Source organism: Pseudomonas sp. DWP3-1-2 (genome assembly GCF_049896285.1).
Classification (GTDB): domain Bacteria; phylum Pseudomonadota; class Gammaproteobacteria; order Pseudomonadales; family Pseudomonadaceae; genus Aquipseudomonas.
The window spans coordinates 15,399-29,398 of sequence record NZ_JAFCTZ010000009.1 but is presented as its reverse complement, the minus strand read 5'-3'; the positions used below and the strand labels follow the sequence as shown (position 1 = coordinate 29,398).

9 protein-coding genes are annotated in these 14,000 nt (G+C 60.1%); 4 read left to right on the top strand and 5 right to left on the bottom strand.

What is annotated here, in order from left to right; genetic code table 11:
* The first annotated feature begins 66 nt into the window (after positions 1-66).
* The 3 genes from rpe (at position 67) to trpE (ending at position 3,102) form a co-directional block, all read left to right on the top strand.
* Positions 67-741 carry a ribulose-phosphate 3-epimerase gene (gene rpe / locus ACP7B0_RS18110; protein WP_426142896.1) on the top strand — a complete coding sequence of 225 codons (675 nt, stop codon included), beginning with the start codon at positions 67-69 and terminating at the stop codon, positions 739-741.
* Entirely contained in the window at positions 738-1,556 is an 819-nt protein-coding gene (locus ACP7B0_RS18105) for a phosphoglycolate phosphatase (RefSeq protein ID WP_426142894.1), read from the top strand. The genes rpe and ACP7B0_RS18105 overlap by 4 nt, the downstream gene beginning before the upstream one ends.
* Before the next feature lie 70 nt (positions 1,557-1,626).
* On the top strand, positions 1,627-3,102 hold the full coding sequence (gene trpE, locus ACP7B0_RS18100; protein ID WP_426142892.1) for an anthranilate synthase component I: 1,476 nt from the start codon (positions 1,627-1,629) through the stop codon (positions 3,100-3,102).
* 125 nt (positions 3,103-3,227) lie between these two features.
* Here the strand turns inward: trpE and estP are convergent, their stop codons facing one another.
* The 4 genes from estP to ACP7B0_RS18080 all read right to left on the bottom strand — a co-directional run bounded on the left by estP (position 3,228) and on the right by ACP7B0_RS18080 (position 7,981).
* A complete protein-coding gene (gene estP, locus ACP7B0_RS18095; RefSeq protein ID WP_426142890.1) occupies positions 3,228-5,153 on the bottom strand; it encodes an esterase EstP in 1,926 nt (641 codons plus the stop codon).
* Positions 5,154-5,272: 119 nt separating this feature from the next.
* Entirely contained in the window at positions 5,273-6,043 is a 771-nt protein-coding gene (locus tag ACP7B0_RS18090; RefSeq protein ID WP_426142888.1) for a transporter substrate-binding domain-containing protein, read from the bottom strand.
* Positions 6,044-6,110: 67 nt separating this feature from the next.
* Positions 6,111-6,965, bottom strand: coding sequence for a PfkB family carbohydrate kinase (locus ACP7B0_RS18085; protein ID WP_426142886.1), 855 nt, complete (start codon positions 6,963-6,965; stop codon positions 6,111-6,113).
* 2 nt (positions 6,966-6,967) lie between these two features.
* Entirely contained in the window at positions 6,968-7,981 is a 1,014-nt protein-coding gene (locus ACP7B0_RS18080) for an SIS domain-containing protein (RefSeq protein ID WP_426142883.1), read from the bottom strand.
* A gap of 254 nt (positions 7,982-8,235) precedes the next feature.
* On the opposite strand from ACP7B0_RS18080, the gene ACP7B0_RS18075 reads away from it, so the two are divergent.
* Entirely contained in the window at positions 8,236-9,030 is a 795-nt protein-coding gene (locus tag ACP7B0_RS18075) for a GntR family transcriptional regulator (protein WP_426142882.1), read from the top strand.
* A 52-nt stretch (positions 9,031-9,082) separates the two neighbouring features.
* Here the strand turns inward: ACP7B0_RS18075 and ACP7B0_RS18070 are convergent, their stop codons facing one another.
* Complete coding sequence (locus ACP7B0_RS18070; RefSeq protein WP_426142880.1) at positions 9,083-13,912, bottom strand: M10 family metallopeptidase C-terminal domain-containing protein; 4,830 nt, start codon at positions 13,910-13,912, stop codon at positions 9,083-9,085.
* Positions 13,913-14,000: the final 88 nt, after the last annotated feature.

The following is a 14,000-nucleotide window of genomic DNA, read 5'->3' as shown; positions in this document are numbered from 1 at the left end:
CCCAAAGCGTTCGCGAAACTCTTGGAGTACAATGCGCGCCACTGTGATCCTGCCCAAAGGTGCGTCATGCAGCCCTTTCTCATTGCTCCGTCGATTCTTTCCGCCGACTTCGCCCGTCTGGGCCAGGAAGTCGACTCCGTTCTTGCCGCAGGCGCCGACATCGTGCATTTCGATGTCATGGACAATCATTACGTGCCCAACCTGACCATCGGGCCGATGGTTTGTGCGGCGTTGCGCAAATACGGCGTGACGGCGCCCATCGATGTGCACCTGATGGTCAGCCCGGTGGATCGCATCATTGGCGACTTCATCGAGGCCGGTGCCAGCTACATTACCTTTCACCCGGAAGCGACCCAGCACATCGACCGTTCGCTGCAATTGATCAAGGAAGGTGGCTGCAAGGCGGGTCTGGTATTCAATCCGGCGACGCCTCTGAACCTGCTGGAGTACGTGATGGACAAGGTCGACATGATCCTGCTCATGAGCGTCAACCCCGGTTTTGGCGGTCAGAAGTTCATTCCGGGCACGCTGAACAAACTGCGCGAAGCGAGGGCCTTGATCGAGGCTTCCGGGCTGGACATTCGCCTGGAGATCGACGGCGGCGTCAACGTCAACAATATCCGTGAAATCGCCGCTGCCGGTGCCGATACATTCGTGGCCGGGTCAGCGATTTTCAACACGCCCGATTACAAGCAAGTGATCGACAAGATGCGCGCAGAACTGGCGTCAGCCCGCGCATGAGCGGCTTCGAGCTGCTGTTTCCGGGTCGCCTGCCCAAACTGATCATGTTTGATCTGGACGGCACCCTGATCGATTCGGTACCGGATCTGGCCGTGGCAGTGGACAAAATGCTGGTCGCCCTCGGGCGGGAGCCTGCAGGCCTTGACTCGGTCAGAATGTGGGTCGGCAACGGCGCGCCGATTCTGGTGCGTCGCGCGCTCGCCAACAGTATCGATCACAGCTCGGTCGATGACGAACTGGCTGAACAGGCGCTGGCGATTTTCATGGAAGCTTATGCGCAAAAGCATGAGCACACCGTCGTCTATCCCGGCGTGCGTGAAACCCTCAAGTGGCTACAGAGGAAGGGCGTGCAAATGGCGCTGATCACCAACAAGCCGGAGCGCTTTGTCGCACCGCTGCTGGATGAAATGAAACTGGGGCGCTTTTTCCGGTTGATCGTGGGTGGCGACACCCTGCCGCAAAAAAAACCGGATCCGGCCGCGCTGTTTTTCGTGATGAAAATGGCCAACGTCCCTGCTTCGCAGTCGCTGTTCGTGGGCGATTCAAGCAGCGACGTGCAAGCGTCCAAGGCTGCCGGGGTTGCCTGTGTCGCGCTCAGCTACGGCTACAACCATGGCCGGCCCATCGCGGAAGAATCCCCCGCATTGGTCATCGACGACCTGCGTCGGCTTATTCCCGGTTGCCTGGATCTGGACGCTGAGATACTGTTGCCGGGAACCCAATCTGCCTCTCTTAGAGATTCCATCGTGGTGGTCACTCGCAAACTCTGGATGAAAGTCATGAAGGCCCTGGCCCGCTGGCGTTGGCGCGCCTGACTTGAATTCGCCGAATCATCGGCACCGTTTGCCTACCTGACCGTTTTACCCCTCAACCACGAGGCTGATCATGAATCGCGAAGAATTCCTGCGTTTGGCTGCTGCCGGTTACAACCGCATCCCGCTTGCCTACGAAACCCTGGCCGACTTCGACACGCCGCTGTCGATCTACCTGAAACTGGCTGATGAGCCCAATTCCTATCTGTTGGAATCGGTTCAGGGCGGTGAAAAGTGGGGCCGTTACTCCATCATTGGTTTGCCATGCCGCACCGTGATGCGCGTCCATGAGCAACAGATCAGCGTGACCCACGACGGCGTCGAGATCGAACGTCTCGAGTCCGAAGATCCGCTGGCATTCGTCGAAGAATTCAAGGCGCGCTACAACGTGCCGACTGTCCCGGGGCTGCCGCGCTTCAATGGCGGACTGGTGGGTTATTTCGGTTACGACTGTGTGCGCTACGTGGAAAAGCGACTGGGCAAATGCCCGAACCCGGACCCGCTGGGCGTGCCAGACATCCTGCTGATGGTTTCCGATGCGGTGGTCGTGTTCGACAACCTGGCGGGTAAGATGCACGCCATCGTGCTGGTGGATCCTGCGCAACCGGATGCCTATGACGATGGCCTGGCGCGTCTCGAAGCGCTGATGGAAAAACTGCGTCAGCCCATCACGCCCCGTCGCGGCCTGGACCTGACGCGGCCACAGGCAGCCGACCCGGTGTTCCGTTCCAGCTTCACCCAGGACGATTACGAGAAAGCGGTCGACACCATCAAGGAATACATCCTGGCGGGTGACGTCATGCAGGTAGTTCCTTCGCAGCGCATGTCCATTGATTTCAAGGCCGCGCCGATTGATCTGTACCGGGCGCTGCGCTGTTTCAACCCGACGCCTTACATGTACTTCTTCAACTTTGGCGACTTCCATGTCGTCGGCAGCTCGCCGGAAGTTCTGGTGCGCTGTGAAGACAACCTGATCACCGTGCGCCCGATTGCCGGCACCCGTCCGCGCGGCGCCAACGAAGAAGCTGATCTGGCGCTGGAAAAAGACCTGCTGTCAGACGACAAGGAAATCGCCGAACACTTGATGCTGATCGACCTGGGGCGCAATGACACCGGTCGCGTCTCGGAAATCGGTTCGGTCAAGCTCACGGAAAAGATGGTCATCGAGCGTTATTCCAACGTCATGCACATTGTTTCCAACGTCACGGGCCAGTTGAAAAGCGGGCTGACGGCCATGGACGCACTGCGCGCCATTTTGCCTGCGGGCACCTTGTCCGGCGCACCGAAAATCCGTGCCATGGAGATCATCGACGAGCTTGAGCCGGTCAAGCGCGGTGTCTACGGCGGCGCCGTCGGTTACCTGGCCTGGAACGGCAACATGGACACCGCCATCGCCATTCGGACCGCAGTGATCAAGAACGGTGAGCTGCATGTGCAAGCCGGCGGCGGCATCGTGGCCGACTCGGTGCCCGTGCTGGAATGGGAAGAAACGCTGAACAAACGCCGCGCCATGTTCCGCGCCGTGGCGTTGGCTGAGCAGGAGCTGTAACTGCATTCCGTAGGAGCGCACGAAGGTTACGACGCCCGCGAATCGGTGTGTCAGGCAAACTGATATCGCTGCCTCGCGTGGCTCGTGAGCTCCTACAGAGTAGGCACGTTGGCTTCTGCTTTGAATCAAAAATCCAGACTCAGCGCCAGGTTCACCCCTTGCTGCGTTACATCATCATTCTTGCGCCAGTTGTAGCCGCCACGCAGGGTGAGCTCGGGTGTCAGTTTTTGGCTGATGCCCAGGCTCGCGCGGTTCAGATCGCGCTGTGGCGTATAGCCTTGTAGCGTGAAGTCATTGAGCGGCAAGCTGTTCAGGCTGATTGTGACGTCCTGTTGATCCGTTTCGAATTCCCGTTCATGGGCCACTTCACCCCAGAATTGAGTGGAGGGTGTGAGCTTGAACTTGCCTTGCAACCCCGCACCCAGCCGCTTCGATTTTCGGGTCTGATCATCAAAGGTCAGGGCGGTTGAGCGGGTTCCTTTTTCCGAGTAACCGTTGACTTCAACGTGGGCATAGTCGGCGCTGATGAAGGGCGACAGGTGCCAGTTGCTCCCGGCACCGGCGAGATCAAAACCCAGCCTGGCACTCGCCGCATAAAGCTCGCCATCGGTGTCGCCTTTTTCTACGCCTTCGCTGACACCCAATGCAAATTTACGCTCGGCATTTTCGTAATCCAGTTTGCCACCGGAAGCGGCCAGATCGGCCCACCAATGATTGGCCTGATACTGAATGAATGCAGTAGCGATGTAGCTGTTGAGTTTGTAATCCGAATCACGTGGGCCGGCTTCAAGGTTCTGCCGATAAGCCCCGGCGACCATGCCGGCTCGCCAGTTTTCGGCAAAACGGTAGCTGCTGCCCAGGGTGAGGTTGTAGCCATGACCGTCAGCGTCCGCTGAATTGTCCTGAGCGTCGAAGTCCATTTTCTGACCACCCGCAGCGACGATAGCCCGCCACTGCCCGACGCTCTGCCAATCGCCCCAATCTGCCAGCCATTGGGCGCGAAGTTCATCCTGCTGGGCCCGCAACGTGCCGGTGGCCATTTCCGGTAACAAAGAGATTTCCCACGGCGCTGCGAGCAGCGAATAGGCGTAGTCGGCGATCAACTGCTGCCCGGTGGAGGTCGGGTGCACGCCGTCATTGAAGAGCAGCTTGCTGGGGTCGGGGGTGGCGCTGTTCAGGCCATACGCGCTGTTTTCAGTGCAGTTGTCGCCGTTAAAGCACGTGCCCACCAGATCCTGATCGGCAGCGAGGCCGAAGCGCGCAGGCTCCGCGAGGGTTTCGGACAGCAGGCGCGGAATATTCAGCGGGATGATCTCGGCATCGATCTGCGCCAGACGGCTGATCAATTGTGCGTTGAAGACGTCGCTGAGCAGCGAGGTGACCGGTTGCAGCACGGTGCCAGCGACGGCAGGCGTCTGGCCGATGTCCGGCAGCAGCCAGACCATGATGTAGCGTGCCCCCGCTTGTTGGAGCGCCTGAGCGCTGTCCGCCAGGCGATCGGCGGCGTCCATGGATTGGGAAAGGCTCAGAACCCGGCCCTGAAGAAAGTCGTTACCACCACCGGTCAGGTAATAAAGCGCGTTGGGGTCGGCACGAAAGCTGTTCGTCGGCAGATAGCCTGCGCGGGTGCGCAGAACGGTGCCATCCGTCAGGGCCACAGTGGACTCAGCGGTGATGGCGTCGTAGATCTGGTCGGTGCGATCACCGCCGACCGCCCAGTTATTGCCATCGGCCACGCCGAGTGCGGCGTTGACCGGGGAGGTGGATGGCGCAAGGTCAGCAGGCGCAACGTTCAGCTTCAGGCCCAGCAACGTGGAGGAATTCAGGCCAAATACCTCGCCGCTGTTGTCCTGATACGTCGGGCCGGTGCGGTTGGTAAAGCGCAACGTCGCGCCTTGCGGCCCGTTTGTATCCGGGTATTGCCCGGCGTCGGCCAGGCTGTCGCCGAAGACCACCAGAGTGGAATAGGGGGAGGGTGCGGCCACCGCATGAGCGCAGGCGAACGTCAGCAGACATGCCGCGAGCGGCACTGAAAGCGCAGGGTTGATCATTGCTACATTCCTTTCTTATTGTTTTTTACAACTTCAAGGAAGGTAGCAAAAGGCACTGTGAATGCCATTTCAGGGCACCCGAACCGCTGAAAGGTCTTGAGCAGTGCCTTGGCCCGGATTTATTCAGGCGCGATATCGACGTCGAAGTATTTGTCGGCGAGGCGCTGATAGGTTCCGTTCTGGCGGATGCGTTGCAGGGCCTGATCGATGTCCTGTTTCAGCGCCGTATCGCTTTTACGCAGCCCGATACCCGTGCCCGGGCCAAAGACTTCGACGGATTTCACGACATCTCCGGCATACGCGAAGCCTTTGCCCATGGGTTTTTTCAGCATGCCTTCGGAAACGGCGATGGCGTCGTCGAACACGGCGTCCAGGCGCCCAGTGGTCAAGTCCTGATACGCCAGGTCACTGCTCTGATAGGGCACGACCTCGACGCTTTTGGGGCCCCAGATTTTGCGGGCGTAGACTTCAAAAACGCTGCCTTGCTGCACGCCGATGCGTTTGCCCTTGAGGGTTTCTGCATCAGGGGTCAACGAGCTGCCCTGAACGGCCACCAGGTGGGCCGGGGTGTCGTAGAGCGTGTCGGAAAAAGCCACTTCTTTCTTGCGTTGTTCGGTGATGGAAAACGCTGAAAGGATGCCGTCGAACTTGCGACCCTTGAGTGAGGCGACCAGGCCGTCGAAGCTGGTTTCAACCCAGACGCAGCGCCGCTTGAGTTCAGCGCAGATGCTTTCGCCCAGTTCAATGTCGAAGCCGGTCAGTGAGCCGTCCGGGTTTTTCGACTCGAAAGGCGGGTAAGTCGGATCGACGCCAAAGCGCAGGTCCGTGCTGGCGGCCCAGGTGGCGAACGGGAAAGCCAGCAGGGTCAAACCGAGAAGGTATTTTTTCATCGACAGGTTTCCACGACAGGGTTGATGGAACCGCCCGAGACGGATGCCCAGGGCTTCACGTGCGTTGTCAGCCTTGAGCCTTCAGCGCTTGTTTCAATTGCGCGGCGCGCGCGGGGTCTAGCGTCTGGCCGTGACCAAAACCGCCCGCACTGGCGCAGACGCAAGCGGCGAAATCCGCCCCTTTGAGTAAACAGTCGGCCAGACTTTCGCCGGTCTGCCAGGCCAGCAGGAACGCCGCAATAAAGCCGTCACCCGCGCCCATGCTGTCGATCACGTCACAGGGGCGGCTGGCCTGCTCGTGAAAACCTTTGGCATCCAGCGCCAACGCACCCTGAGCGCCGCGGGTGATCACCACCACGGTTGGCCCCAGCGCCAGCATCTCTGTGGCCAGTTGACGAGCCGCTTCGAGATCAAGCTCGGCGGCGGAGAAGAACGCGATGTCCACATGAGGAATCATTGCCCGCCAATCGTATTCGTCCCAGTTGTCCGAAAAGTCGAAGGACAGCACGCCGCTGGCTTTGCGAATCTGCGCGAGGCTTTTCTGCAGGCCGCTGTAAAGGCTGGTGTGCGCCAGCGGATACGCCGCGAGGGTGGCCAGGGCCTGGCTGTCGATTTGCAGTTGATGGCAAACCCCGGCGTCGCTGCCCAGGAAGATTCGCTCGCCGTCCACGCTGTCGACACACGCCCAGGCGCTGGGGCCCGGCAGGGTTTTGCAGCGGGAAATATCCACTGATTCGCCCTTGAGGGTTTCCAGCAACCAGCGTCCGTGAGCATCGTCGCCCACGCAGCCCAAGTACGCGCTGCTTGCACCGAGTCGCGCGGCGAACACCGCGACGTTCAGGGCATTGCCGCCGGGGTATTCCCGCTGCTGGTGCAGGTACACGTCGACGGTGTTATCGCCGACGGCGATCATTTTCGGCATGTTCAATACTCTGTTTTCCACATGTAGCGGCGCGTGGTCAGCGGTTGCTGATGCCAGACGGCCAGATGCGCGGCGACACGTTCGGCGGCGATGCCGACGATATACGGCGCAACCAGCGCCCGGATCTGCGGATCAATGCCGTTCATGGGGAAGTCTTTGGAGTCGTAGACCATGACCCGTTCGGTATAGCGCTGGCAGAAGCGCACCACGCGCTCCATCTGCGCCCGGCTCGGGTCTTCGCCTACAAACAAAAGCAGCGGTGTTGACGCGTCGATGGCTTCGAACGGGCCATGGAAAAACTCCGCAGCCTCAACCGGCAAACAGTGCAGCCATTGGCTCTCCATCACCACGCAGACGCCGAACACATAAGCGGTGGTAAACATCGGGCCTGAGGCGAGGAAGTACATAAGCCGGTCGTCTTTGTAGAGGCGGGCTTCTTCAGTGGCGCGTCGATCATTGTTGATCGCGGCGTCGGCCAATGCCTCGGGCAGCGCCTTCAGGGAGCTGATGAGTTTGTCCAGCAGCGGCCAGTCTTCACGCTCGGCCAGAATCCCGCCGATCAATGCCTGCAGAATCATGAAGCAACCGAAATAAGCCTCGTCTGTGCGCCCGAGCAGGAAACAATGCTGCACGGCCTGGGCCAACGGCAGTTCGGCGGTTTGGGTCACGCCGACGGTGAGGCAGGCTTTGTCTTTGAGGAAGTGGGCGGCGGCAATGGTTTCCTGGGTGGTGCCGGATTTGGACGCGAGGATCACCAGGGTGCGTTCATCCAGTCGCGGCGGATCGATGTCCATGAATTCGGCGGGGAAATAGCGACGTACTTCCAGTGAATGACTGAAACGTTCGAGCCAGTATTGCAGGCCAAGCATGATGCGATTGGGGGCACCGCAACTGACGAAGTAGATGCGGTCGATCTTGGGCGCCAGTTCGCGGCCGTAGCGTTGGGCATCGTCAACGATCTGAACGGACTGTGCGAGGGAAGACACGAAAGCTTCCCGGTTGAACTCAATCGCCATGCTGGCTCCTTGGTGAGCGGGGGGAGGTCATCGAGGTGGTTCGTCGATCCCTTTGTTAGACCAGAATCTATACCATGGAAAATACCATCTCAAGGGTTTATGCTCGTGGTCTAGCATGCTCAATCAGCGAATCGGGTGCAGCGCAAAGGGTTGAGGGCTGTCACGGTCAGGTAAGTGCGCGGATTCATTAGGATTTGACGCGGGTAAAAAATCGGCTCAATTCACGAAAAAATAATCGGGATGTAGACCACGCAATGGGCGTTAAAAAAACGGTGGAAGGCACCTCGCAGACGACGTTTCCGATGCCTCAGCGCAAGCAGGTGGCGTGGCAGGCCGTGCAGAAATTGCTGGAGATGCTTGAGCGCCCGGAGTTTGGCCCGAATGAGCGCATTCCGGCGGAGCGGGATCTGGCCGAGCATATGGGCATCAGTCGCATGACCCTGCGCAAGGCTATCCAGGTGCTGATTGAACGAGGAACCCTTGAGCGCCGAGGCAATCGCGGGACATTCGTGACCGCGCCGGGGGTCGAGCGGCCGGTCAGTCTGTCGCGCAAGGGCATCACTCAAGTCGTCGAACAGTCAGGCTCTCGGCCGGGAAGCACATTGCTGTACTTCGAACAGGGCGAGGCCAGCGGCCGCGTGGCCAGAATATTGGGCATCGAAGAGGGCGATGGCCTGCTGACCATCCGCCGTCTGCGCACGGTGGACCACAAGCCGTTCTGCATAGAGACCAGCTACATCCCGCTGGCCCGGGCGCCGGATCTGTTGGCCCAGGACCTGGCCGAAGGGGCGTCGCTGTACGCACTGTTACTGGAGCGCTATGGCATTGAGGTGGAGAGCGACGAAGGCACGTTGAGCATCGCCAACATGAACGATCAGGAGGCACGCTTGCTGGAAGTTGCGGCAGGGACCGCCGCACTGACCTATCGCGGGGTCATTTTCGACAGCCAGGGAAAGCCGCTGGAATATCTGGTTTCGATCAACCACCCGCAGCGCGTGGTGTTCAAGCTGGAGAACAGCCGGGTGGATGCGTTCAATTCCCGTCACTGAAAACGCCTGGCGGCACAGCCCGCCGCCCATTGCAGGCGGCGGGCTGTCTGGCTCACGCCATGATGTCGGCAGCCTGCAAGGTTTGTACGCCGGTCAACTGGATAGAGAAATCAGCTTCGCCGTCGGAGTCGATGTTCCCGTACAGAACGCCATCGGCAAAACGCAGTTCCCCGATGTTGTTGGCGCTGAAGGCGGCGTCGCCAATGAACGCGAAGGTGTCATTGGCCTCGGTTTGCGGGCGGGCGTCGATGGCCGAGAAGTCCAGCTTGTCGCCTTCGGCCGCTTTGAAGCCCTGGATAATGTCGGCCAGTTCGCCAAGCCCCATTTCCGACAGGTCGCTAAACACGTAGGTGTCGGTTCCCGAACCACCGATCAGCGTATCGGTGCCTGCGCCGCCGATCAGCACGTCATTGCCGGCGCTGCCCATCAGGGTGTCGTTGCCGTCACCCCCCGTGAGCCAGTTGTCACCTGAATTGCCGGTCAGGAAGTCCGCGAACTGGCTGCCGGTGAGGTTTTCGAACCCTTTGAGGGTGTCCAGCCCCGAGCCTAGTGTGTCCTGTTGGGCGGAGGTGGACAGTTTCACCGTGATACCCGCAGTGGCATTCAGGTAGGACACCGTATCCACACCCGCTCGACCGTCCATCACGTTATCGCCAGCCCCGGCGTACACCACGTTGTCCAGCGCGTTGCCGATCCCGTTGAGCGGCCCTTCACCCGTCAGGGCAAGGTTCTCGACGTTAGACCCCAGGGTATAACTCGCCAGGGTGCTGTAGACCGTATCAACACCGCCGGTCACGCTGTCGCTGTTGGTTTCGAGCACGCTGTCGTTGGCGTCGTCCACGAAATAGCTGTCCGAGCCGTCCTTGCCCTTGAGGCTGTCAGCGCCTGCCCGGCCATCGAGGACGTTGTTGCCGTTATTGCCGGTGATGAAGTTATTCAAATCGTTGCCGCTGCCGTCGATGGCGGACACGCCGGTCAGCGTCAGGTTTTCGGTGTTGGCGCCCAGCGTCCAGTTGACCGAGGCGCGAACAGTGTCAATCTGCGATACCGAGTCGTTGGTTTCGGTCACGCTGTCCATGGCGTTGTCCACCACGTAGATATCGTTGCCGTCACCGCCGCTCATGTCGTCCGCGCCCAGGTCGCCGTCGAGAATGTCATTGCCGGCGCTGCCGACAAGGGTGTCGTCATCGCTGGTGCCGAAGATGGAGCCGCCTTCGTTCTGAGTGCCTTCAGTGATGTCGGCGGCGCTGTTGTTATCGCTGCTGTCGGCGACGAATCCCAGGTCGGTTGCAATGTAGTCCGCCAGGCGCTGACCGACGATTTCTGCCGATTCTTCGTGCAGGTGCCAGACGTCGTCGGGATAGACCAGCGGATCGACTTCGTAGCGCAGGGGCAGGTCGGTGTAGTCAACGGCCAGTTTCACATCGCTGCGTTCAGCGGCCATGGCTTCCTGAGCGGCACGCACATAGCTCACGCCTTCAACGATGCCGTCGATTTTCTCGGCCGAGTAGCCGCGTGCCTGTGCGGCTTGGGGTTGGTAGTGGCCGGTTTCCATCAGGTACACGTTGAAGTCGCCGATCTGCTCATGGAGGTAATCGAACACTTTCAGCGTGGAAGCCTTGTACAGATCGGCGGCGGCCTGTTTGTCCGTCGCGCGGGCGATTTCCTGTGCGGCTTCTTCCCCCTGACCCCAGATGATGCCTGTGGTGACGTTATCGATGGCCGTCAGGCTCGCCAGTTGGGTCTTGAGCAGTTCAACCGCGCGCAACAACGCTGGGCCAGGCTGGTCGGTGTCGGTCAGCCACCAGGAAAGGTTCAGCGCTTCGGCACTGGAGGTCGACAAGCCCGAGACTGTGCTGCCGCCCACCGCGAGGTCGATGCCGTTGCCGTCAGCATCGGTGAACTGACTGCGCACGTCGTAATCGGTATAGCGGATCAGGTCGTTGACCAGCATTGAGGTGCCGGATTGGTCGTCGTCCTCGGTCATGCGCAGCAGGCGTGCGTTGGACTGACCCAGTGTCGGCAGGAACAGAATGTCCTGGGACTCGCGCTCGGCGAACACGAAATCCGCCTCGGTGATCGTGTCCATCAGATTGCCGCTCAGGGCGATTTCGAAGCGGTTGCCGTCTGCGTCAGCCTCGCTGGATTTGACGTAGGTCTTATCGCCAGCAGCATTGAGCGTCATGTAGAGCGTGTGGCTTTCGCCGTCGCCCAGCCCGAGAAAGCCGAGCGCCGAGACATCGATTTTGTCTTCACCGGGGGTGAAATCGTAGATCGTGTCGGTGGCGGTCAGGCCGCCGCTGGCATAGTCGCGAAAGCTGTCGCTGACCGCGTCGTAGACAAACGTGTCGTTGCCGGCGCCGCCATAGAGGGCGTCGCGACCTGCGCCGCCGGTGATCACATCATCGCCCGCGTCGCCGCGCACGGTATCGGCGCCGGCCAAGGCTTGTATCACGTCATTGCCTGCGGTGCCGTAGAGCGATTCCCCGTTGTCGGAGCCCGTCACGACGCCGGGTGCGGGCGTGCCCACCGTAAAGGCGAAGCTGTCACTGACCGAAGCGCCTGCGGCATCGCTGGCCGTGAGCAGTATCGAATACGTCCCTGAAGCAATGCCGGAGGTGCCACTGAAGGTCAGGGTTTTGCTGTCGAACTTCAGCCAGTCAGGCAGGGCCGTGTTGTCAGCCAGGGTGGCGGTGTACGTCAGGGCATCGTTATCTGGATCAGAGAAACTTCCTGCCTGGACGGCGTAGGAGAACGCTGTTTGCTCCTGGGTCGTCTGGTCCAGCAACGGGGTATTGAGCACAGGCGCCTGATTGACCGCCGGAGCACTGGAGAAAATGAAGTTGCTGGCGCTGAGGCTGCTCAGCAGATTGCCTTCAAGGGCGATCTCGAACCGATTGCCCGTGGTGTCGATGGCTTGGGTTTTGACATAGGTTTTGCTGCCGTCGGCATTCACCGACAGATAGATCGTGTTGTTGCTGCCGTCTCCAAGCCCGCGCAAGCCCAGGGCAGATAAATCGATCCGGTCCTCGCTCGTATTGAAGTCGGTGATCGTATCGCTCTGCTTCGACCCACTGGTGTCGTAGTTGCGGTAGCTGTCCAGGCGACTGCCATAGGCAAAGGTATCCGCACCCGCGCCGCCGGTCAGCGTGTCGGCTCCGGCGCCACCGTTGATCAGGTCGGCACCCGCGCCGCCATCGATGCGGTCCGCACCCGCGTTGCCGTTCAGGGTGTCGTTGCCTGCGGTGCCGGTCAATTGATCATCGGCGGCGGTGCCTTCAATGACGCGCTCGAACAGAAAGTGGCTGGCATCCAGCTTGCCCAGCAAATTGCCGCTCAGACCCAATTCGAATCGGTTGCCTTGGCCATCGGCGGTCAGGGATTTTACGTAAGTGCGGTCCAGAGAGGCGTTGTAACTGATGTTAAGCGTGCCAGCGGTCCCGTTGCCCAGACCGGTGAAGCCCAGGTTTGCCAGGTCGATCTTGTCCTGGCTGATATCGAAGTCGGTGATCAGGTCCGTAAAGCCGGTAGTGGCGGTGCGATAACTGTCGGTCACTGAATCGAAGCGGAAAACATCAGCCCCGGCTCCGCCGCTGAGTTTATCTGCGCCCATGCCGCCGACCAGGATGTCGTCGCCAGCATTGCCGTTGAGCGTGTCTTTGCCTTCAAGGCCCAGAATCAGCTCATTGGCGGCGCTGCCATTGACGGTGTCGTTGGCGGCGGTGCCTTCCAGGGTCACGACGGGGAAGGCGTCGCCGACGAAGCTGCCATCGCCATAGATCAGCACCAGGCCCTTGGACGTGTGGCTGATGGTGTTGCCGACGATACTGTTGCGGTCGGTCCCGTCTTCGTCGCGCTCGGCGACGCCGTAAGTCGAGTTATCGCTGCCGGTGATGGTGTTGCCGCGAATGAGGTTATCGCTGCCGTCGAAGTACTTGCCGGAAACGCCCTGGGTGTCATCGTAGGACTGAATGATGATTTCCGGCACTGGGGCGCCCAGCGAGTTGTTGGTCAGCGTATTGTCGACGATATCGACATTGGAGCTGCCATAAACGCGAATGCCCGCGCTGCCGTTGTCGTAAATATTAAGGCCGCTGACGGTGACTTCGCTCGACAGCTTGATCAGCACGCCTTCGGCACCGTTGTCATAGACCGCGCCGCCGGTGATGGTGATATTGGCCGGCGACGGAATGTTTTCACTGCCACGCTGGACCACGATACCGGTGCTGCCGTTGCCGTAGGCGATGTTGTTGCTCAGGGTGAAATCATGGGTGCTGGTCACCACGTTGAAACCGTGGCGATCATTGTTATAGGCAATGTTGTTTTCGAAGACGCTGTCGGTCAGGAAGTCCGCGACGAAGCCGTCCAGGCCATTACCGTGGGAGACGCTGTTGCTGATTACCATGTTCACGGTCTGCTCGTGAGGGTCGAAGCCATACCCTGAGCAATCCATGATCTCGACCTTGTCGAGGGTGACGTTGGAGTCTTTGCCGTCGGAGCCGGGAATGTAACCGTTGAACCAGCCATCCACTTTGCCAGTGGTGGCGTCACGATTGCCGTCCAGGGTCAGATTGTTCATGCCGAAGTCGTGGGTTTCTTCGCCGTAAGCGGAGCGGACGATACCGGTAACTTTGGTGTCCGAGCCGTCTTCCAGTTTGATGACCGTTTCGCCCATGCCAGCGCCGCTCAGCGTGACATTGCTTTTGAGCATCAGGCAGCCGTCAGAAGGCTCCTCGCCCGCGGAGACAACGTAGGTCCCCGTGCCCATCTGGACTGTTCCCCCACCTGCCGCAGCCGCTGCATCAATTGCCGCTTGAATCGCTGCAGTATCGTCCGTGATGCCATCGCCCTGCGCGCCGTAGTCTTTTACGTTAAAAATCATGGTGTTACTCCGGGCTGCGGGGTGTGTGGGGGGAAATGTCAAGAACACAGCACTTCGCTATATGACCGCCTTCTTCAAGAAAGTTGCG

What these genes read in the sequence shown, in the direction of transcription:
- rpe (WP_426142896.1), top strand. Translation starts at nt 67, where the DNA reads ATGCAGCCCTTTCTCATTGCTCCGTCGATTCTTTCCGCCGACTTCGCC.
- ACP7B0_RS18070 (WP_426142880.1), bottom strand. Translation starts at nt 13,912, where the DNA reads ATGATTTTTAACGTAAAAGACTACGGCGCGCAGGGCGATGGCATCACG.
- trpE (WP_426142892.1), top strand. Translation starts at nt 1,627, where the DNA reads ATGAATCGCGAAGAATTCCTGCGTTTGGCTGCTGCCGGTTACAACCGC.
- estP (WP_426142890.1), bottom strand. Translation starts at nt 5,153, where the DNA reads ATGATCAACCCTGCGCTTTCAGTGCCGCTCGCGGCATGTCTGCTGACG.
- ACP7B0_RS18090 (WP_426142888.1), bottom strand. Translation starts at nt 6,043, where the DNA reads ATGAAAAAATACCTTCTCGGTTTGACCCTGCTGGCTTTCCCGTTCGCC.
- ACP7B0_RS18085 (WP_426142886.1), bottom strand. Translation starts at nt 6,965, where the DNA reads ATGCCGAAAATGATCGCCGTCGGCGATAACACCGTCGACGTGTACCTG.
- ACP7B0_RS18080 (WP_426142883.1), bottom strand. Translation starts at nt 7,981, where the DNA reads ATGGCGATTGAGTTCAACCGGGAAGCTTTCGTGTCTTCCCTCGCACAG.
- ACP7B0_RS18105 (WP_426142894.1), top strand. Translation starts at nt 738, where the DNA reads ATGAGCGGCTTCGAGCTGCTGTTTCCGGGTCGCCTGCCCAAACTGATC.
- ACP7B0_RS18075 (WP_426142882.1), top strand. Translation starts at nt 8,236, where the DNA reads ATGGGCGTTAAAAAAACGGTGGAAGGCACCTCGCAGACGACGTTTCCG.